The sequence below is a fragment of the Paenibacillus thiaminolyticus genome (assembly GCF_007066085.1).
In the GTDB taxonomy this organism is placed as follows: domain Bacteria; phylum Bacillota; class Bacilli; order Paenibacillales; family Paenibacillaceae; genus Paenibacillus_B; species Paenibacillus_B thiaminolyticus.
Genome location: NZ_CP041405.1, coordinates 1,438,486 through 1,459,667, shown reverse-complemented (window position 1 = coordinate 1,459,667; position 21,182 = coordinate 1,438,486). Strand labels below are relative to the sequence as shown.

18 protein-coding genes are annotated in these 21,182 nt (G+C 54.1%); 8 read left to right on the top strand and 10 right to left on the bottom strand.

Annotated features, from left to right (window positions below; genetic code table 11):
• Positions 1-159: 159 nt before the first annotated feature.
• From FLT43_RS06565 to FLT43_RS06525, 10 genes are all read right to left on the bottom strand, one after another.
• Positions 160-1,299 carry a glycoside hydrolase family 88 protein gene (locus FLT43_RS06565; RefSeq protein ID WP_087442464.1) on the bottom strand — a complete coding sequence of 380 codons (1,140 nt, stop codon included), beginning with the start codon at positions 1,297-1,299 and terminating at the stop codon, positions 160-162.
• Positions 1,300-1,361: 62 nt separating this feature from the next.
• On the bottom strand, positions 1,362-2,120 hold the full coding sequence (gene kduD / locus FLT43_RS06560; RefSeq protein WP_087442465.1) for a 2-dehydro-3-deoxy-D-gluconate 5-dehydrogenase KduD: 759 nt from the start codon (positions 2,118-2,120) through the stop codon (positions 1,362-1,364).
• Positions 2,121-2,189: 69 nt separating this feature from the next.
• Entirely contained in the window at positions 2,190-2,942 is a 753-nt protein-coding gene (locus FLT43_RS06555; protein ID WP_087442466.1) for a DeoR/GlpR family DNA-binding transcription regulator, read from the bottom strand.
• Between the two features lie 28 nt (positions 2,943-2,970).
• Positions 2,971-3,804, bottom strand: a complete 834-nt coding sequence (gene kduI, locus FLT43_RS06550; RefSeq protein WP_087442467.1) for a 5-dehydro-4-deoxy-D-glucuronate isomerase — start codon at positions 3,802-3,804, stop codon at positions 2,971-2,973.
• A gap of 227 nt (positions 3,805-4,031) precedes the next feature.
• Positions 4,032-4,196 carry a hypothetical protein gene (locus FLT43_RS29250; protein WP_164776484.1) on the bottom strand — a complete coding sequence of 55 codons (165 nt, stop codon included), beginning with the start codon at positions 4,194-4,196 and terminating at the stop codon, positions 4,032-4,034.
• A 54-nt stretch (positions 4,197-4,250) separates the two neighbouring features.
• Positions 4,251-4,610 carry a hypothetical protein gene (locus FLT43_RS06545; protein WP_087442468.1) on the bottom strand — a complete coding sequence of 120 codons (360 nt, stop codon included), beginning with the start codon at positions 4,608-4,610 and terminating at the stop codon, positions 4,251-4,253.
• A gap of 96 nt (positions 4,611-4,706) precedes the next feature.
• Entirely contained in the window at positions 4,707-6,146 is a 1,440-nt protein-coding gene (gene nhaC, locus FLT43_RS06540) for a Na+/H+ antiporter NhaC (protein WP_087442469.1), read from the bottom strand.
• A gap of 350 nt (positions 6,147-6,496) precedes the next feature.
• Positions 6,497-6,967 (bottom strand): RidA family protein, encoded by a 471-nt coding sequence (locus tag FLT43_RS06535; protein ID WP_087442667.1) that lies wholly within the window; start codon positions 6,965-6,967, stop codon positions 6,497-6,499.
• Between the two features lie 58 nt (positions 6,968-7,025).
• Positions 7,026-8,186, bottom strand: a complete 1,161-nt coding sequence (locus FLT43_RS06530) for an alanine racemase (protein WP_087442470.1) — start codon at positions 8,184-8,186, stop codon at positions 7,026-7,028.
• 24 nt (positions 8,187-8,210) lie between these two features.
• Positions 8,211-8,855: a helix-turn-helix transcriptional regulator gene (locus FLT43_RS06525; protein WP_087442471.1), complete on the bottom strand. Its 645-nt coding sequence runs from the start codon at positions 8,853-8,855 to the stop codon at positions 8,211-8,213.
• 380 nt (positions 8,856-9,235) lie between these two features.
• On the opposite strand from FLT43_RS06525, the gene FLT43_RS06520 reads away from it, so the two are divergent.
• The 8 genes from FLT43_RS06520 to FLT43_RS06485 all read left to right on the top strand — a co-directional run bounded on the left by FLT43_RS06520 (position 9,236) and on the right by FLT43_RS06485 (position 21,108).
• Positions 9,236-10,291 (top strand): ABC transporter substrate-binding protein, encoded by a 1,056-nt coding sequence (locus FLT43_RS06520; protein ID WP_087442472.1) that lies wholly within the window; start codon positions 9,236-9,238, stop codon positions 10,289-10,291.
• 42 nt (positions 10,292-10,333) lie between these two features.
• The gene (locus FLT43_RS06515; RefSeq protein WP_087442473.1) at positions 10,334-11,443 is read left to right on the top strand and encodes an ABC transporter ATP-binding protein; all 1,110 of its coding nucleotides are present in this window, start codon (positions 10,334-10,336) and stop codon (positions 11,441-11,443) included.
• Positions 11,430-13,094, top strand: a complete 1,665-nt coding sequence (locus tag FLT43_RS06510; protein ID WP_087442474.1) for an ABC transporter permease — start codon at positions 11,430-11,432, stop codon at positions 13,092-13,094. Before FLT43_RS06515 ends, FLT43_RS06510 begins: the two co-directional genes overlap by 14 nt.
• Before the next feature lie 120 nt (positions 13,095-13,214).
• A complete protein-coding gene (locus FLT43_RS06505; protein ID WP_164776482.1) occupies positions 13,215-14,873 on the top strand; it encodes a sensor histidine kinase in 1,659 nt (552 codons plus the stop codon).
• Entirely contained in the window at positions 14,866-15,651 is a 786-nt protein-coding gene (locus FLT43_RS06500; protein WP_087442476.1) for a response regulator transcription factor, read from the top strand. The genes FLT43_RS06505 and FLT43_RS06500 overlap by 8 nt, the downstream gene beginning before the upstream one ends.
• A 265-nt stretch (positions 15,652-15,916) precedes the next feature.
• Complete coding sequence (locus FLT43_RS06495; RefSeq protein ID WP_087442477.1) at positions 15,917-17,710, top strand: cache domain-containing sensor histidine kinase; 1,794 nt, start codon at positions 15,917-15,919, stop codon at positions 17,708-17,710.
• Positions 17,711-17,734: 24 nt separating this feature from the next.
• On the top strand, positions 17,735-19,453 hold the full coding sequence (locus FLT43_RS06490; protein WP_087442478.1) for a helix-turn-helix domain-containing protein: 1,719 nt from the start codon (positions 17,735-17,737) through the stop codon (positions 19,451-19,453).
• 305 nt (positions 19,454-19,758) lie between these two features.
• Positions 19,759-21,108: an extracellular solute-binding protein gene (locus FLT43_RS06485; protein WP_087442479.1), complete on the top strand. Its 1,350-nt coding sequence runs from the start codon at positions 19,759-19,761 to the stop codon at positions 21,106-21,108.
• The last annotated feature ends 74 nt before the right edge of the window (positions 21,109-21,182 follow it).

Genomic DNA, 21,182 nt, shown 5'->3' with positions numbered 1-21,182 from the left:
ATACCGCCGATGGCCGGATACCGCAATGACAAAAAGGATAGTGCTTGTACTTGAGCACTATCCTTGCCGCCACATCATTCTGCAAATAGCCGCGTAACTGGAGCAGTTGAAGATATTTCACATAATAACTGTTGTCGAGTGAGCAATCAGTTAAGCACGTCAGGCGCGGTTATACCAGTAGCCGGGCACGCCGCGTTCGAGGCGCATCAAGGCCTCCAAGTAATAATAATCGCCCCAGATGACATAGTCGTCCGGGCTGTGGCCGAGCCGCACGGCATAGGAGCCGCGCCGGAGCAAGCCGTCTTCCTCCGGGAGCTGCATCGTCGAGTAGCGGCGGACGAGCGCTTCCATCATCTTCTCCAGGCCGCTCTCCAGCCAGGCGCGCTCCGGGTGATCGGCCGGCAGATGCGCCAGCAGCTCCTGCAGCCCGGCGGCGGTAATCGCGGAGGCGGAGCTGTCCCTTGGGGTCGAGTCTTCTGCCGTCACATCGAAATCCCAGTAGACGACATGATCCTCCGGCAGCCGTTCCAGGAAGTAGCGGGCCATGCGCCGGGATGTCTCCAGGAAATGATCGTCGTGCGTGTAGCGGTAGGCGAGGGCGAAGCCGTATATGCCCCAGGCCTGGCCGCGCGTCCAGGTCGATCCGTTCGTGAACCCTTGATGCGTCGACCCGCCGATTGGCTGGCCGCTCTCGGGCTCGAAATGAAACGTATGGTACGAGGAATCATCGCCGCGCACGAGATAGCGTCTGCTTAGCTCGGCATGAATGCGCGCCACTTCGGCATAACGGTTGTCTCCGGTCATTTCCGTCGCCCAGAACAGGAGCGGCAGATTCATCAGACAGTCGATGATGATGCGGCCGCCGTTGTTCGGATCGCCCTTCGGACCCCACGCCTGAATATAGCGTCCCTTCTCTCGCCAGCGGTTCAAGAGCTTATCCGCCGCACGGATAGTCAAGTCACGCGCCGCCGGATCCTGCTCGATAATCCACTGCGCCTTGGAAGAGAGCGAATACAGAAATCCGATGTCGTGATGATCAAGTGCAATATCCCGCCGCAGCCGCTCATCGAAGCTTCGCACCGTTCGGCGGGCCGCCTCGCCGAAGGCCTCATCCTTCGTATACTCATAGCAGAGCCACAAGATGCCGCTCCAGAAGCCGTCGGTCCAGTCCGTATTATCGTTCAAAAGATATGCTCCCCCATCCCGGCCGACATGGGGGAACCGCTCCCCGAAGCGCCCGATATTGGCTCTCGTCTTCGATACCGCGTCATCAATGGCTTGCGCCCATAGCGTTTTCATCGTTCATTGCCCCTTTCTCGTATAGGAACATGATTAAAAGCGGGCTACTTGAACAACCTCTATTAGCGGTTCATCCAGCCGCCGTCCACGCACAAAATATGACCATTCACGTAATCCGAGGCGGAGGAGGCGAGGAACACGGCAGGACCGGCCAAATCCTCCGGCGTCCCCCAGCGTCCAGCCGGAATCCGGCCCAGAATCTCCGCGCTGCGCTTCTCGTCGTCGCGGAGCTGCTGCGTGTTGTCGGTCGCCATATAACCTGGAGCGATCGCGTTGACGTTGACGCCGTGCTTCGCCCATTCATTCGCGAGCGCCTTCGTGATGCCGGCGACCCCATGCTTCGCTGCGGTATACCCGGGCACATTGATGCCGCCCTGGAAGGAGAGCATTGAGGCGATGTTGATGATTTTGCCGGAACCGCGCTGAATCATCAGCTTGCCGAAGGACTGGCACAAATAGAAGACGGCATGCAGATTTAATTGCAGCACCTCATGCCAGTCCGATAACGGATGGTCCGCTGCGGGCGTCCGGCGGATAATGCCGGAATTGTTCACCAAGATATCGACCTTGCCTCCGGCAGCCTCCAGGCATTGTGCGACAACGCTTTCAATTCCGTTCAGATCTTGCAGATCGGCCTGAATGAAGGCGGCCTTGATCCCGAGATCCTGCAGCTTCTGCAGCGGCTCCTCGCGAACGTTGTGAGAGACGAGAATCAGATCAGCGCCCGCACGGGCCAGACCCTCGGCGATGCCGTAACCGAGGCCGATGCCCCCGCCCGTGACGACGGCGGTGCGGCCCCGTAAATCGAAGATGGATTCCATACCCCTTCCTCCTTGGTAACTGACATATTCGATCGATGGTTGACTAGAGGACAGGTCCCGGCTGCACGCTCACAAGATGTCCGGGACTCCTGCCGCTATATAGGTCGCCTTCGCTTCCTCGTTCAGGCCGCCGTCGGTGATGACGGCGGTCATGTCCGATAAGGAGGCGAAGGTCAGAAGCGCCGATTTGCCGAACTTGGTATGATCGACGACTCCGTAGGAATGCTTGGCCGTCTCGATCCAGGCGCGCTTCAGATCATACAGCTCGCTCGTGTAGATCGTCAGGCCGTTATCGGTATGAATTCCGGTGGAAGAGACGAACGCTTTCTGGATATTAAGCTTGCGGACCAACTGCACCGCCTCGCTGCTGACGAGCAGATTGCGGTTGCGGTACCCGCCGGGAACGACGAGGCGGATGTCGGGCTTCCGGATCAGCTCGGCGATGATGAACAAATCGTTGGTCACGACCGTTAACGATTCATGATCCAGACGTTTCGCCATTTCCAGCGTCGTGCTTCCGCCATCAAGCGCAATGATGTCGTCGGGCTCGATGAGGCGTACGGCTTTCTCTGCAATCTCGGCCTTCTCGCTCAGATGCCGGCGGTTCGGCGCCTGCACCGGCAGCAGCCCGAGATCGGACATATTCTTCAACACGGCGCCGCCGTGAACGCGGGTAAGCAGGCCTTGCGCTTCAAGCGCTTCGAGATCGGCGCGGATCGTCTTGCCGGTCACTTCCAGCTGCTCGCTCAGTTCGTTCACTTTGACTTCACCCTGCTGAATGAGAAGCTCCATAATTTGTTGATGGCGTTTTACATTGGACATTTTCTTCAAATCCTTTACATCGTATCCTTTACTTCAAATCCTTCATACCGACCATATCCATGTCTTCGAATGTCTGGTTCTCCCCGGCCATGCCCCAGATGAACGTATAGTTGCTCGTGCCGACGCCGCTATGTATCGACCAGCTAGGGGAAATAATGGCTTGCTCGTTCCGAACGACGACATGGCGCGTCTCTTGCGGCTCGCCCATCAAATGGAAGACGACACCGTCCTCCGGCATGTCGAAATAGAAATAGACTTCGGAGCGGCGATTATGGGTATGGCAAGGCATCGTATTCCACATATTGTTCGGCTTCAGCAGCGTCATGCCCATGACGAGCTGGCAGCTTTGCACGCCGTCTCTATGGATATATTTATAAATGGTGCGCTCGTTGGAGCTCGACAGACTGCCGAGATGCTGCGGCGTTGCCTTGCTGATGGCGACCTTCTCCGTCGGATACGTTTTGTGCGCCGGCGTCGAGTTGAAGTAGAAGCGCGCCGGGCGGGCAGCCTCTTTGCTGGCGAATGTCACATCCTTGCTTCCCATGCCGATATAGAGACAGTCGCGCGGCTCCATGTCATAGGCAACGCCGTCCACGGTGATGACACCCTCTCCGCCGACATTAATAATTCCGATCTCCCGCCGCTCCAGGAAATAATCGGCGCCCATTTCTTTCGCGTCCGCCTCCAGCTTCACCGTCTTCGTCGTCGGCAGAACGCCCCCGGTAATGTATCGGTCAACATGACTGTACACCATTTGAATCTCATTGTCGATGAACAGCTTCTCGATAAGAAATTCCTCGCGCAGACGGGAAGTGTCATAGCCTTTCGCGCCTTCGGGATGACAAGCGTAACGGATTTCCATGATACGATTTCCTCCTTAAGATAAGTAAAATGATGAGAGCTATCGTTCATAGTATAGCTCAATGTTCATTTTAGTTCAATTAAATGTTCATATTGGTTTATTTAATAGCAGATTATATGTTCGTTTTAGCGAAAAATGAACCTTGAATAGAACGGAGACACAAAAAAACCTTTGCCCGCAGGGGATGAACCCCCGACGGGCAAAGGTATTAGGGCCAATGCTGCCAACTACATCAAATAGTATAGGGCGACAATGAGCACGAGCGATGCCGCCGTGAACACCAGGATATTACGGACATCCCGATTAATGACCTTCATATCGGTCTTCATTGGCTGGCCTTGCTTGCCGCTGTTCGCCGCAGGCTTGGCTTGATCTGAACCGGTTGCCTTCATCTGCCACACCTCCTCGCCGCTTAGGCTGCAGGTCCGGATTCGGACGCTCGCAATCTAATCGGCGAAGACGAAGCGCGAGGTGTACTTCAACGGCCGCAAGAGAAGCCTGCGGTGCAAAATCAGATACGGCACGCGGAACCGGAAGCGCGGAACGGCGCTTCTGGCGAGAAGCAGAAGCAGGTAGAGCATGAACAGAATCTTCCACGTCACGAACTTATGGATCTTCACCACATAATGGTGAAGAGAGCCGACAACGGACTGGTAATGCCGGTCATGCTGATAATAGGCGCTTCTGTCATCCAACTGCAACGGTTCCTCGGGCGCGGAGGGCAGCAGGGAAGAGGCGAACAGGGCGATTACCGAGATGATGATAACCGCGTAGCGGATCCACGATGGGTACTTATGCTGAATCACTGCCGTCCTCCTCTCCATGCCCCGCCACCTTCGTATGGCCCCGGGCGCTCTCTGCTATGAGATTACCATATTGTCATGGAAGGGACAACATCCGGCCTACAGTCCGGCATTCTTGGCATCTCCACGCGCCGATGTGGCGGGCCCGAGGCCGAGCGCGCCGCCCTTCAGCCCCGGCAGCAGCACGAAGGCGAAGGTGACGAGCGGCGACAGCCAGAGAAAGAAAGCATAGGGCGCGTAGTCCAGCACCGGCAATCCGATGGCGCCGGTCATCATCGCGCCGCTGACGCCCCACGGGATTAACGGATTGACCAGCGTGCCGCAATCCTCCAGTGTCCGTGACAGCGTCTTCCGCGGAATGCTCCGCTTGTCATACTCGTCGGCGAATAGTTGGCCCGGAAGCAGGATGGACATGTACTGCTCGCCGGTAATGACATTCACGCCGATGGAGCTCAGACCGCTTGCGATGACGAGCGATTCCTTCTTCCGAATTGGGGCGATGAGGCGCCGGAACAAGGCTGGAATGACTCCGCCATGCTGCAGCAGCCCGCCCATGCCGAACGCGATGGCGATGAGCGCGATCGTGCCGGCCATCGATTGCAAGCCGCCCCGGTTCATAATGCGGGCGGTATCCTCCAGGGCGAAGCTGCCCGAGAATCCATAGTGCATCACGCTGATCCACTGCCGGATATCGAACGCATGCTGAAGCAGCGCGGCCACGGCCAGGCCGGAGCCGATGCCCAGCAGCATCGTCAGCGCGACAGGCACCCGCTTGAACGCAGCGATGAGCACGACGGCCAGCGGGAGCAGCGCCCACGGCGTAATATGGAAGCTCTGTCCGATATCGCGCTGTAATGCTTCCAACGCCTCCATATCGGGCGCGGAAGAGGAGCCGATCAAGGCGAAGGCGATACAAGTAAGAATGAATGCCGGCACGGTCGTCTTCGTCATGTTGCGGATATGATCGGGGATCGATACCCGGGTAACCGCAGAGGCGAAGTTGGTCGTGTCGGACAACGGGGACATTTTGTCTCCGAAGCAGGCGCCGGACACGACCGCTCCCGCCGCGATTGCGGGATGGACACCCATGGAGGCGGCCATGCCGACAAGGGCGACCCCGAACGTGCCGACCGTCGTAAGCGAGCTCCCGACGAACATCGAGACAATTACGGTGAGCATCAGCGCGCTCAGGGTGAACCATTGCGGCTGGAACAGGGACGTGCCGTAGAAGAGCAAGGTCGCCACCGTTCCGCTCATCATCCAGACCCCGATAAGAATGCCGATCAGCGTCAGCAGGAGCGCAGGCTGGACCGATGCCTGCAATCCGCGAACGAAGGCTCGCTCCACTTCGTCCCAAGACCGTCCGAACAGCAGCAGGAGTCCTCCCGCCGCGACCGAGGCGGCAATCAGCGGAATATGCGGCTCTACCCGCCATCCGAGAATCGGAACGATAAGAATAAGCAGAATGGCAATGAAGATTGTAACGCTCTGCCCGAACCGAAGCATCTCCTGCTCGGCAGTGTTCGTTGATGAATTCATAATTGACAACTCCTCGATTGATAGGCAGAACAAGCTTAGCGTATGATCGCTACGAAAAGGCAATGGCATTATCGTGCGAGAACGCATTTTCGCATGGTCGCTTACACGCTTGACCGCAATAAAGCAAAATAAGAATACATAACCTACTTTATCGGGGGTTGTCCGGATGGTCAACGGAATTTATTTCCATAAAAGAAGGGCAGCTGCTCAACGAACTCTCCTGTTAACGGCATGAACGAGTGAATATCAGCGGATAATTTCTTCCAGCGGTAAGGAAAAGGTCCGGCCCGGCACTAGACAAGCAGCACGTTCCGAAGAACGCGCCGCCTAATCTTTGGCGTCTATCCTGATTATGCTCCGTCTTTCACTTCTACGATAAGCTCGATCTCCACCGGTGTATGGAACGGCAGGCCGCTCGTTCCGATAGCGGAGCGGGCATGGCGGCCCGCATCGCCGAATACTTCGATCAGCAGGTCGGAAGCCCCGTTAATGACATAGGGCTGATCCGCGAAGCCCGGAGCGCTGTTCACGAAGGCGAGCATTTTGATCACCTTCGATACATTATCCAGCGTGCCCAGCTCATGCCTGATGACGGCGAGCGCATTGATAATGACTTGGCGCGCCGCTTCCTGGCCTTGTTCGATCGTCAGATCGGTTCCGAGCTTGCCTTCATACATCAAGACACCGTTAATCCGGCAGTCCATGCCGGACGTATAGACAAGATTCCCCGTGCGCCGGGATGGAATATAGGAGAACCTCGGTTCCCCGATTACCGGCAGTTCAATCCCCAATTGCTGCAAACGTTGTTCGATTTGTCCCATATCGTTCATTTCTCCTTCCATATGATGACGCAAGCATGAGTGCTTGCTCCTTCTCCCGTTACCAGCTGCAGCCGCGCGCCTCGACAGACACCGGCGTTACCCCGTCAGGGGTGATATACTGGACCGAATTGTATAAGTTCAACGTACTGCAAATATGATTCGGCACGATGTGCAGCCGATCTCCGGCCTCCAGGCCGTGTCCCGGCGCGATCCGTATCATGCCATGCTCTTCCGTCAGCCGTTCCAGCACCGCTTCGGGCGCTTCGAGCACATGCCCGAAGCCGCGCAGATAGAGAGGCGCGGTATTCGGCTGAACGTCGGTCGCGAACGCTTTGCTCCCGCCGTCGACGATGACGGTATCCTCCTCGGGGCAGCTCACGACCGTGACGACGACGGCTCCCGCGCAATCCTTGAGACTACAGCCGCCGAAGGCGGCCTGCATCCGATCCTGGAATACGTACGTGCCCGGCCGAATCTCCGTCACGCCCGGCACGGCAGCCGCATACGCGCCCGTCGGGGTCGACCCGACGCTGACATCCTGAATGTCATAGCCGGCTTCGCGCAGCCCTTCGGCGATGCCGGCCATCCGCATGCCTTCGTCGACACCGGCGCTGCGGACATCCAGCGTCGTCTCCCCGTGGATCAGCGCGCCGCGGAACGTATAGATGCCAGTCAAGCGCAAATGCGGACAACCGGCGATCGCTTCCGCCACCGCCTTGATATTCGCCGTGCGTACCCCGGATCGCTTCAGTCCGGTATCGATCTCCAGACGCACCTCCAGGACGCCGCCGAATTGCCGGGCCTCCGCCTCCAGGGCGCGCGCTCCGGCCGCGCTGTCCACGCCCGCGATAATGCGGGCGTCGGCCGTCAAGGCGAGAGCGCGCCGAATCTTGGATGGCACGACAAGAGGATAAGCGATGAAGATGTCGCGAATGCCGTTCTTCACCATCACTTCGGCCTCGGATACCTTGGCCACCGTAATGCCGACGGCGCCATGCTGCTGCTGCAGACGGGCGATATGCGGCATTTTGTGCGTCTTGGCATGGGGACGCAGCTGGACGCCATTCTTGGCGGCGATGTCTGCCATATGGCGGATGTTCTGCTTCGTGCGTTCCGCATCGATGAGCAAAAAGGGAGTTTCCGCCTCGCGAAGCTCTCCGGCACGGGCGCTCCAGGCGGACGCAATTCGCCGTTCGCGGCGTGTAATCTCGTTGGACATGCGTGCTAGCCTCCTTACGTCACGTTAGTTCGATGAGTTCTTCACTTCATCTAAATAGTTATACAGCGTATACTTCGAGATGCCCAAATAAGCACAAATTTTCTCGCCCGACTTTTTGATGAGGAAGGCGCCCTTCTCCTCCAGCAGAGCGATCATGCGCATTTTGTCCTCCTTCGTCATGACGGCCACCGGCTTGTCGATTCGTTCTTGCGCCTCCTGGATCAGCGTATCGAGCAGATCGTTCACATTGGAGACGAACGATTCCTTCACTTTCGGCTGCAGTCCGGTCATTGTTAGCGACTTAAGCGCTTTCTCCGCCAATGTCAACTCCGTAATATCATAATTGATGCATAGCGACCCGATGATACGCCCTTCGCGGTTGCGCATATACAGCGACGTTGAACGCAGCAGGCGGCCGTCCCGCGTCTGCGTGATGTAATTGAACTTATTGCCGTCCTCGGTGCTGCCGCGCAGCAGCTCCAGCCCGAGGTTGGTGCCGGGATCGCCGACCTTCCGTCCGGTGATGTGCCCGTTCGCGATGGCGACGATGGTCCGGTCATAGGGCAGCGTCAGATCATGCAGCACGACCTCGCATTGATCGCCGAATTGGGCGGCGAGGCCCTTGACCAGCATGTGTAAAAAAGGAAATTCGTCTTGTACCGACTCCACATCGTTCCTCCTTCCAAGCATCGCCCCGCAGGAAACGTTCACGAGGCTGCCTCTATCGTAACACAATTTATTCCATGTTCACACAAAAAGTTTGGTGACCTAACAAATAATTTGGACTTGGGTTTGCAGTAAAATTTGGCATAGTTCTAAATCTGGCAGGTTCATCATTTCATTGCTATACTGAGGCTGCATCTGTCTATTCCTTCTGAACTTGTTCGTGCTTGCAATAACAGAGGATTAGCAGATGCTTTTCTATTTCGGAGGTTGAGTATTTTAGGATATATATTTAGGATTATTGGATACCCGATGCAACGGATAGCTCCTATAATGATGATACGAATTACAACTATTCTCATCATAACAAGAGGGGGAAAGAACGAATGAAGAAATTGAAAGCGTTTACTATCGTTGCTGCCGGAGCTCTATTGGTCAGTCTTTTTGCCGGATGCTCGTCACAGGATAGCTCTAGCAAAGATTCTAGTAAAGTAAAGGACGGAAATGTTTTGACCGTCTATACGGCGCGCAGTGAAAGCTTGAACAATGCCGTTATCCCTAACTTTGAACAAGATACCGGAATTAAAGTCGAAGTTATCGTAGCAGGTACCGGAGAGCTGGTAAAGCGTGTCGAGTCCGAGAAAAACAATCCGGTGGGCGACATTCTGTGGGCGGCAGATGAAACGATGCTCAAAAGTAAAGCAGATTTGTTCGAGCAATACGTTTCTCCCGAGGATAAGAATATGATTGAGGAATTCAGAAATAAGACTGGTTATTTTTCCCCGGCATTTGCGGATCCAACCGTTTTTATCGTGAATACCAATTTAATTGGGGATATCAAGGTGGAAGGGTTTGAGGATCTGTTAAATCCCGAGTTGAAGGGGAAAATCGCATTCGGTGATCCGGCGGCTTCCAGCTCTGCTTTCCAGTCGCTGACCGCTATGCTATATGCCATGGGGAATGGCGATCCGATGTCTGAGCAAGCTTGGGAATTTGTTGAAAAGTTTATTGCCAATCTGGATGGAAAAATGTCCTCCAGCTCCGGACAACTGCACAAAAGTGTGGCTGATGGCGAGTATCCCATCGGCTTGACTTGGGAGGATCCTGTGGCCAGTTATATGAAGAATGGGGCGCCCGTAGATATTGTCTTCCCGAAGGAAGGGGCCGTGTTCCCGGGTGAATCGGTCCAGATTATCAAAGGGGCAAAGAATCTTGAAAACGCCCAAAAATTTGTAGATTATATGCTGTCTGAAAAAATCCAAAATTTAGTAGGTAGTGAGCTTACGGTCAGACCGCTTAGAGAAGGAGCAGAGCTTGCTTCTTACATGGTGCCGACAGAACAGATTGTCTTAGCCCAAAATTTTGATGAAAGCTGGGTATCCGATCATAAGGATGAGATTACGGCTAAGTTCAACGAACTGCTTGAAAGATCGCTAGATTAACTTGTGTGTTGGATGAAGCAAGGGATTGAGGAGGGGAGCAGATTGAGCGTTGGAATTCAGGTTGACAACGTAGTCAAACGCTTTGAGGATAAAACTATCATCAACGGCTTATCGCTTAATATAAAGGAAGGTGAACTCTTTACCCTTTTGGGACCCTCGGGATGCGGGAAAACAACGTTACTCCGTATGATCATCGGTTTTAACTCGATTGATGATGGAGTCATTAAAATTGACGACCAGGTCGTAAACCATATTCCCGTCAATAAGCGCAACATGGGAATGGTTTTTCAAAATTACGCCATCTTTCCGCATATGTCTGTGAAGGACAATGTCGCTTTTGGCTTGAAGCATAGGAAGCTGCCCAAAGCTGAAATCGAAAATAGAATTCAGGATATTTTAAACGTGGTTAAAATAGAAGAATATAAAGATAGAATGCCGGACAAGCTGTCTGGCGGACAGCAGCAGCGCGTGGCCTTAGCCAGAGCCTTGGTCATTCATCCTCAAGTACTGCTTATGGACGAGCCGCTGTCCAATCTGGATGCCAAATTAAGAATTGAAATGAGAAACGCGATCAAAAGCATCCAGCAGCGGGTAGGCATTACCACGGTATACGTCACTCATGATCAGGAGGAAGCATTGGCGATCTCGGATCGAATTGCGGTCATGAACGGCGGCGTGATTCAGCAAATCGGCACTCCGAAGCAGATCTATGAACGTCCGGCCAATGTGTTCGTATCGAAGTTTATCGGGACTTCCAATTTAATAAAAGCAAAGGTAGAAATAGAGGATGGGCAAAAGTGGATCAACTTCGGAAATCGCTATAGAGAGAGCATGCATAACCTGTCCGATCATCTGGCAGACGGGACACAGGTTTTCGTATCCGTAAGACCACAGGAGTTTGTTATCGGTTCGGATCAACAAGGTCTTAAAGCAGTTGTGAGAAGCAGCATGTTTTTGGGCGTAAATACGCATTATTTTGCCGAGCTGGCGCACGGCGAGACGGTAGAAGTGATCCAGGATGCCGATATCTCGGACATTATTGCGAACGGAAGCGAAATCTATCTGCGCGTGAAAGCGAACAAAATTAATATTTTTGATATCGAAAACCAGGAAAGTTTGATCAAAGCGGGTGGCGAATATGGCGGCAAATAAGAAGCGGTTATTTAGCGTCTGGAACCTTTCTTCCATCCTCATTTTAGCTGTTTTCCTTCTCTTTATTCTGTTTCCGCTGGTCCTGGTCCTGAAAAAAAGTATCTTTGATCCTCACACGGGTGAACTGACTCTAAGTTACTTTAGCAAATTTTTTGAGCGAAAATTTTACTGGATCACCTTAGTGAACAGCTTTAAAGTCACGCTCGTAACGACGGCGCTGTCTGTAGCCATCGGCTTGCCCATCGCCTATGTCATGAGGAAAGTGAAAATTAGGGGAAGCAAATACCTCCAAATTTTAATTATTATTTCGTATCTGTCGCCGCCATTTATCGGGGCTTACGCCTGGATTCAATTGCTCGGCAGGAATGGCGTGATTACGCAATTCATAAATGATTTGTTCCATGTTCAACTGAATGGAATTTACGGCTTTCCGGGCATCGTGCTCGTCATGACGCTGCAATCCTTTCCTTTGATCTATATTTATATTTCGGGGGCCTTGCAGAATCTGGACAATTCACTGAATGAAGCCGCTGAGAGTCTCGGGTATTCGGCGGTACAGCGCGTGTTCAAAATTATTATTCCGTTAATTATGCCTACGGTCTTGGCGAGCGCGTTATTGGTCTTTATGCGTGTCATTGCGGACTTCGGGACGCCGATGCTGATTGGGGAAGGATTCAGAACCATGCCCGTCCTCATTTATACTCAATTTATGAGCGAGGTGGGGGGAGATGACGGATTTGCCGCCGCGCTGTGTGTCCTTATTATTTTGTTAACCATCTGCTTATTTATGGTTCAGCGTATTCTTGCCAGATACTACTCCTATTCGATGAGCGCATTAAAGCCGATGGTTCCTGAGCAAAGTCATGGTATGAAAAATATAATAGCGCACGGAGCGGTCTACTTTACGGTTCTCTTGGCCATCCTCCCGCAATGCGTGGTTATCTTTACCTCCTTCCTGGCCACGAGGGGAGGCCAGGTATTTACGTCCGGATTTTCGTTGAACAGCTACCGGGACATCCTATTTAACAAAGATACTTCGGTTATTTTCAATACGTACCTGATTGGTATCGCGGCGATCCTGATTATTGTGGTTTGCGGTATCATGATTTCCTATTTGACAGTAAGAAAAAGAAATGCCCTGACCTCCACCTTGGATACGATCTCGATGTTTCCGTTTATCATTCCGGGCTCGGTGCTGGGGATTGCCTTTCTCTTTGCGTTCAGTCAATCGCCGCTTCTGTTAAGCGGGACGATGTTCATTATGATTATGGCTTTTGCGATTCGGAGAATGCCGTATACGATTCGTTCAAGTACGGCGATTATCAGCCAGATCAGTCCCAGTATCGAAGAAGCGGCCATCAGCTTGGGGGCATCTGAGTCGAAAGCGTTTACAAGGGTGATTGTGCCCATGATGATGCCGGGCGTTATCGCCGGCGCGATAATGAGCTGGATTACCGTCATTAGTGAATTAAGCGCATCGATCATCCTGTACACGAGCAAGACCCAAACGCTAACAGTATCTGTATATACAGAGGTGATTCGAGGTAACTATGGAAACGCATCAGCTTATTCGACCATCTTAACGCTGACCTCGATCCTCTCGCTGATCCTGTTCTTTAAGCTGACAGGGAAGAAAGACATTAGTGTATAGCAACCCATAGCAAGCCATACAGCAGATAGGGTGGAGAGAAATGATCATTCTAAGAAACGTCAGGTGATGTGAATGATGCAAAAATCCAATAAGTTCAAAGACTATATCAGGAAGACGTTTGTGCGTTCCGGGGCCATTCTTGTGTTATTGATTTTTGCATTGTTTATCCTTTCCTTGCTTCTCACGTTTAGGGAAACCATCGTTCAGACGAATCGATCGTATAATGCGGGGCTTAGCCAGCTCATAGAGAAAGAGGTTCAGCAATACTCGGAGGGACTGGACAGGCTGGCCGAGGACAAAACGATACGATCTGTTTTCGAAAAGAAAAACGTACTCATTGAAGCGAATCAATTCCTTTACCGGTTTGTTAAGGATAGAAAAATTAAAGCAAACTTTGTTCTTTTGGATCACAATCAGCATATCGTCTCCACGAATTTTTATCAAAGCGACCAAGAGATTTTATCCAATAGTTATGTGCTCAAGGATTTGTTGTTGAAGCTTCAGGAACAGGAAAAGGGAGTTTACGGCGGCATAAATAAAATATCCTTCGAGCAATTTCGGAACTCACCGTACTTGTTGGCCAAGCCGATAACGAGCGGCGATGAAGTACGCGGTTATCTCCTGTTTTTTCTCGCTGACCTGGGCGCCTGCATTCATACCCGGGATGCGGATATGGTGGTGGTGGCGGATCGCTTTGACAACATTATCTATACCTCTCATGAATCGTTAAGAAACGGCATGGGCAAATCAACGATTCCGTACGGGACCGATCAAAAAATAATCGCTTTTCATGATTCCTATTACTATATGACGGCGAATGAAGCAGGGAATGGGAACTTTCATATTCTGACGATGACCTCCATGAACAGTTTCAAGCAGTTTCTGGTGATAGGAATCGTCATTTTATTGGGTTCAGGCCTGATTCTGCTCGCCTTGATCCATTTAGTCGTGCCGAAGCTCATGAAGCGTAATCTGCAATCCTTTGATTCCTTCATCTCCGCCGTGGATCAATATAAGCAGGGGAACATGGACTACAGGCTTGAAGCGAGAACCTTCGATGAATTTCAAACCATTTATGATGAATTCAATAACATGATGTCCAAGATACAGCTGTTGATGAAGCATAATGATGAAATCGCTGAGAGAAAGAGAAAAATGGAGATTAAGCATTTAGAAAATCAGTTTAATCCGCATTTTGTGTTTAATGTGTTGGAAATGCTGAGGTATGAGATGGTATTTGATGCCAAGAACGCATCCAATATTGTAGTGATGTTTGCTAATTTAATGAGATATTATATCCATTATGGCAATGGAGAGGTCGCGCTCCACACCGATATAGGCTACATGGAAGACTATTTGCGGCTGCAAAAAATGAGATTTAATACAAGATTAGATTATGAAACGGATATCGATCCGGCCCTTTTGGACTATAAAATACCGAAATTATTATTGCAGCCCATCATTGAAAACAGCATCAAGCATGGAATTGAGCATACGAAGCATTTACTGATCCGGATTACGATTAGACAAGTCGGGGATGACATTGAAATCGCAGTCGAGGATGACGGACAAGGGATGGAGGAGGACAGGCTCGATTATATACGAAGGTTATTAGACGATAAGGATGCCATGCCAGAGCATGTCGGATTATACAACTCCCATCGAGTGATGCAGCTTTTATACGGACCGGCTTACGGGCTTTCCATACGAAGCACACAAGGCGCCGGGACAACAGTGATCGCGAGAATCCCTTATATAGGAGATGTGAGCAATGTATAAGGTATTAATCGTTGAAGATGAGGATATTATTCGAAATGGTCTGACCTATATGGTGGACTGGCCGAAGCTGAATTGTATCGTTGTTGGAAGAGCGGCCGACGGAATCGAGGGCTTGGCCAAAATCAAGGAGCTGCAGCCGGATATTGTCATTACCGACGTGAGAATGCCTTTTCAGGATGGAATCCAAATGTTAAAGCAAAGTAAAGCAGAGCATGACTATGAAGCAATCATTATCTCCGGATATAGCGAGTTCGAATATGCCCAGCAAGCGATTTCGCTATCCGTAAGCGAATATCTGTTGAAGCCGATTGACTTCGACAAATTAAATGCGGCGATGGTCAAGATTATCGCCAAAATACAATTAAAACGACAGCGCCATAACGAGAAAAAGTCCTTTGAAGAGCTAAGTTTGTACAATGAATTATTGGATATTCAATACCTTGAAGTTCGAAGCAATAAAACGAAATATGTAGACAGCATGATTGAATATATCAAGCTGCATTATTCACAAAAAATTTCTGTCAATGATCTTAGCGCCAGCCTTCACATTTCAACGGTGTATCTATACTCCAAATTTAAAGAGGAAACAAGCTATACGTTCAATGATTTTCTTAACAGATACAGGATGCTCAAGGCCATTGAATTGCTGAAGCAAGGGGATCTCTTAGTCTATGAAATCGCGGAACGGGTTGGTTTCCAAGATTATAAATATTTTAGTCAGGTGTTCAAGAAATATATTGGGCACTCTCCAACAAGCTTTTTGGAGCAATCGATGTAGTCCCCCTGTGTGACAACCTTCATTTCTATTGCACTCCGTGCCAGCCGGCCGTCTTCCGCTGCTCGTCCCAATGAATCCGGGATCGGTACAGATATTCGGCTTGGCAAATCGTTCACATCGTTGATATACTGAACGGGCATCTGCCTTTCCTTTTATGGATTGGCAGATGCTTTTCCATATTATCTCGCCATTGATTTCGTCAAGCTCTGACTGCAGCTGTGAATCGCATCTATTGCTGAGCTTAACCCGAGAGAGGGGGAATGTTATGCGCTGGATGACCCGATCGCTGCACCGCAAATTATCGATCCTGCTGATCGCCTGCATCATCATCCCTGTGCTGCTGCTCGGCTACGTCTCCTACCGGACGGCATGGTCGATTAGCGAAGAGAAGAGCAAGCAGGCCAGCGTCAATACGTTGCGGCAGATCAGCGCTATTTTGGAGACGATCGCCCAGGACGTGGAGAACATGTCGGTATTTTTGATCGGACAGCATGATGTCCAGCAATATTTGGCTAAGGACCGGGCAAGCGCCAACGATTATTTGCGCATGGTCGGTTTTTTGACGAACCTTGCCTTTTCCAAAAGCTACATCGCAGACATCCGCATCATCCCGCTGAACGGCAACCCGGAGCTGTCCAATACGACGGTGCTGTCCTCTCATCTGTTCGGGCAGGCCCCGTCCGACGAGGCGTATTGGCAGGAACACCCGGTCTGGTGGTCGCCGCCGGCGCTCAGCGACACGACGCTGGGCCAGAAGCGGACCGTCTCGCTTGTGCGTCCGATCCGCAATATGAATAATTTCGACAAGCTCGGCATGCTGTCGATCGGCATTGACGGTGACGCGCTTGCCGAGCGGCTGCGCGAGGCGGCGGTGGATGGCGGGGGCAGCCTGTTCTTGCTGGATGCGGACGGCAATATCGTCGCCGCCAACGCCGATCCGGACGCGGCTGAGCAGTGGCCCGTGAAGCTGAGGGCCCTTGCCGGGCAGGAGGCGCCTGGCGGCGCCGCGCGCTTCTCGGAGATGGGCGAGGGCCGCGATCGCCACTTTGTCGTGTCGATGTCCGTGCCGATCGCCCCGTGGAGCGTATATGCGCTCATACCCTATCAGACTTTCAGCGCCCAGAACAGCTATCTGCTCCAATTCACGGCCGTGACGGTGGCGATTGTGATTGCGGTGATTGCCGCCGTGGCCGCTTATGTCGTCAAGCGGGTGACGAAGCCAATCATCCGGCTCGCCCGATCGATCGGCGCCGTGCAGCCGGAACGGCCGTTCCGGCCGCTGCCCCAGACGTCCAGCGACGAGATCGGAATGCTTGTGCACAGCTACAACCAATTGAGCGACAATATCCGCCGCCTGACCGAGCAGGTGAAGGAGAACGAGGCCCGGAAAAAGGAAGCGGATCTGCTGGCCCTCCAGGCGCAAATCCATCCGCATTTTTTGTACAACACCTTGTCATCGGTTCAATGGATGGCCTACATGGAAGGGAACGGCCGCATTGCCAGTCTCGTCGGCGCGCTTGGAGATTTCCTGCGCTTCAGCCTGAACCGGGGCCTGGAGACCTGTTCGCTGGAGCAGGAGACCGCGCATGTGGCGAATTACTTGGAGATCCAATCGGTACGTTATCCCGGACGTTTCGATTATCGCATTCATTTGCCGGAGGAGCTGAAGGCATTTAGGATGCTCAAGCTGCTGCTGCAGCCTCTCGTTGAAAACGCTATCACCCATGGTCTGCTTCCGGCCTATCCGGCATCGGGAGGCCGCCTGCTCATTGCGATTGTCATGGTTGACAGCGGCCGGGTCCGCTTCACGGTGCAGGATAACGGCGGCGGTATCGGCCCGGAAGAGCTGGAGCGGGTCAGGGAGCGGCTATGCGCCCCGGAGCCGGCCGCAGCGAATGCCGAAGCATCCCGTTCGGGAGGCAGCGGATATGGTCTGTTCAACGTTCAGCGCCGCTTGCTTCTCCATTACGGAACCGGAGCGGAGCTGCATATTGAGAGCCAGCCAGGGGAAGGGACAGCGGTCTCCTTTTCCATCCCGGCGGACCGAAGCACGAGATGAATTACGCGCAAAGGGGAGATATCCGTGAAAGTATTGATTGTTGACGATGAAGTCATCATCCGGACGGGGCTGGCCCAGGTCATTCCATGGAACGAGCTTGGCTTCGAGGTGCTGCCGCCCTGCGCCTCCGCCGAGGAGGCGATGGAGGTAATCGGAACGGAGAAGCCGCATCTCGTGCTGACGGACATCCGGATGACCGGCGCCGACGGGATCGCCCTGGCGGCCCATATCCGCGAGGTCAGCCCGCGAACGGAGACGCTGATATTGACCGGCTACGACGATTTCCATTACGCCCGGCGGGCGCTGCGGGAAGGGGTATGCGATTATTTGCTCAAAACGAGCCGCCCGGACGACATCGTGAAGGCGGCGCTGCGGGCGAAGGCGCGCCTCCTGGAGAAGCAGGACGCGGCGATGCATGATTCGGCGAAGGAGGCGTCCCACCGGGAGCGCCAGATGCTGAAGCTGCTGACCGAGCCGCTGCCTGTGGAAGACTGCCGCCGGATCGCCGCCGAATTGTTCCGCGGCGACGGCGCCCCGCAGGGAAGCGGAAGCGTCGCGTCTTCCTATGGGACGGCGCCCATCGACGCGACCGTCATCGAGGCGGCTTCGGATGAGACTGCCGTCATCAATGCGGCTTCGTATGAGGCGGCCGTCATCGAGGCGGCTGGCTGGGGCGAAGCCCGGCACGGGCTGCTGCTGTTCGCCGCTGCCAATCTGCTGGCCGAGCTGCTTGGCGGCCCGGTCATCCGGCACGCTCAGCTGCTGCTGGCGCTGCGCCGGACGGAGCCGGTCCCCGGCCGTCTGCCATGCGGCTGGGACGAAGCGCTGCGCCGGACGGAGCAGCTCCTCAAGTGCCGGCTCTTCGCCGGAATCGGCGGGGCCGCCGCGGATGCCGCGGACATCGGCCGCTCCTGCCGGGAAGCAGGCAGCGCCGGGCGCTTCCGCTGGTTCGCGGCCGGCCGCCGCCTGCTCCATTATGAGGAGACGGCGGCGCGCGAAGGCCGTCCGTCTATCTGCTCGGCGCAGGAGGAGGACAGCCTGCTGCAGGCGCTGTCCTCCGGCCGGCCGGAGCGATTGCGCCTTTGGATTGGGGAGCGGGTGAAGGAACTGATAGCCCATCCGCATGCGACGCCGGAATCTATCCGCTCCTATGGGCAATCCGCCTTGATCGCGGCGGAGCGTTGGCTGGAGCGGTGCGCGCAAGCCGCCGCGCCGCTGAACCGGCAGGCAGCGGAGGCGTGGGACGGCTGGAGCTGGCAGCCGCATGCGCTCGCTGACCCCGCGGCCGCCGTTCCCGAGCAATGGGAAGGCTCGCTCTTCGCCGCGCTTCAGGAGGCGATGCAAATCTATCGGGACCGCTATGCAGACGACGCGGTTCCTTATGTCTCGCGGGCGATGCGTTATATCCGGGAGACTGCCGACGGAAGCCTGACGCTGCAGCATGTCGCCAGCGTGGTGAATGTCCACCCGAATCATCTGAGCGATAAGTTCAAGCAGGAGACGGGCATGAACTATATCGAGTACGTTACCCAAGCCCGCATCGCCCGGGCATGCCGCCTGCTGCAGGACGGCTCGGCGCTAGTGTCGGATACCGCCCGTATGGTGGGGTATGAGGATTTGAAATATTTTTCCCAGCTGTTCAAAAAGCATATGGGCTGCACCCCCTCCGAATACCGGAGCAGCCGGAGCGGCGGAGCTGCAGGCGGCTCGAACAGCGTCCCGCTCAGCGACCCGGCCCGATGATCGGTGACCAGCGCCGACACACCGGGACAGGATTCTTTTCCCGGCTGAACGCAGCCGAACGCCCGGCTTAGCGCAAAATCGGCGAAAACATTCCCCCCTGCCGCTTAATTTCTTCCCTCACCGGATAAGGAAGCGCTTTCGTATACTGGATGTACGCAGAGCCCGGCGGAAGGGCACTCCCTCTGTCGGATTTTTGAGATTGAATTGCTCAAAACGATAGCTATTTTTCGATTCGACTGCTCAAAACGATAGCTATTTTTTGCGATTCGAATGTTCACAGCATACATAATTGGAGGGGTTGTTCTATGCGAACACGATGGATGACGATGTTAGTTATGCTCTTGGCTGTTTCCCTGCTCTCCGCATGCGGTTCAGGGGGAGGCAATTCCGGCCAGAGCAGTCCCGGGGGTCCCGAGGGCGAGGCGAAGGAAGGGGGGGCCGCGGATAAAGTGAAGCTCTCCCTATGGCATAACTTCACGGGAGACGATCTTCGCGCCGAAGCGATGCGCGACATCATCGAGACATACCAGCAGGAGCACCCGGATATCGTGCTCGATATTCAAGCCATTCCACCGGACGGCTACAAAACACGCTTGAAGACAGTGGCGGCTGCCAATGAGATGCCGGATGTCTTCCTGATGTGGCCGGGCATGATGACGAAGGAATTCCATGGAGGGGGCTTGATTCAGCCGATTGACGATCTGCTGAACAGCAAGGCGGATTGGAAGAGCGGCTTCCTCCCTGGGTCTTTCGACGATTTTACGATTGACGGCAGCATTTACAGCGCTCCGATGGGATTATCGCCGACTTCGATTCTTTATTATAACGAGGAAATATTGAGTAGCCACGGCTTGCAGGTGCCGAAGACGTGGGATGAGCTGCTCGCGGCCGTGAAGACGTTAAATGAGAACAAGGTCACGCCGATTGCGCTCGGCAACAAGGCAGCCTGGCTCGCCCAGTCGAGTATTATCAGCTCGCTTGCGGACCGGGTGACCGGGACGGAATGGTTCCTGAAGGCCGCGAATCAGGACGGAGCCAAGTTCACGGATCCGGAATTCGTGCGGGCGCTGGAGCTGCTGCAACAGCTGCAGCAGGCAGGGGCGTTCCAGATTGGCTTCAACAGCATCGATAATACTCAGATGGAAATGATGTTTGCGCAAGGCCAGGCCGCGATGATGATCGATGGCGGCTGGGCGTTGACGAATCTATCGGCCAATGCGTCGCCGGAAGCGCTCAAGAGCATGGGCGCGGCGGTGCTGCCTTCGGTCCCGGACGGCAAGGGCGATCCGTACTCGACCTCCGGCGTTGTCGGCGTCGGGCTCGGTCTGAGCGCCAAGGTAGACGGCAAGCGCAAAGAAGCTGCCTATGAGCTGATCTACGCCTTGTCCGGACCGGAGGCGCAGAAGCGCACATTGGAAGCGAATCAATTGGTCAGCTACAAGCTGGATCTGGATGAGAGCTCCGTGTCGCCGCTGTTTGCCAAAGTATACCTGCTTGTCAATGAAGTCAAGCGGACGCCGGTCTATGACGCCGTCATGACTAGCGCAGGTGCTGATGCCGTCAATAATGGGCTGCAGGAATTGCTGATGGGCGGCAATCCGGAGGAGATCGCCCGCAAGATTCAGGAAGCACAGGCGAAGTCGCTCGGCCGCTGACATGCCGCATGCCGCCGCCAAGCGTGCCCCTGACCATTCAGGCCAGGCCGCAGGCGATTCAGGCCAAGCAGGGG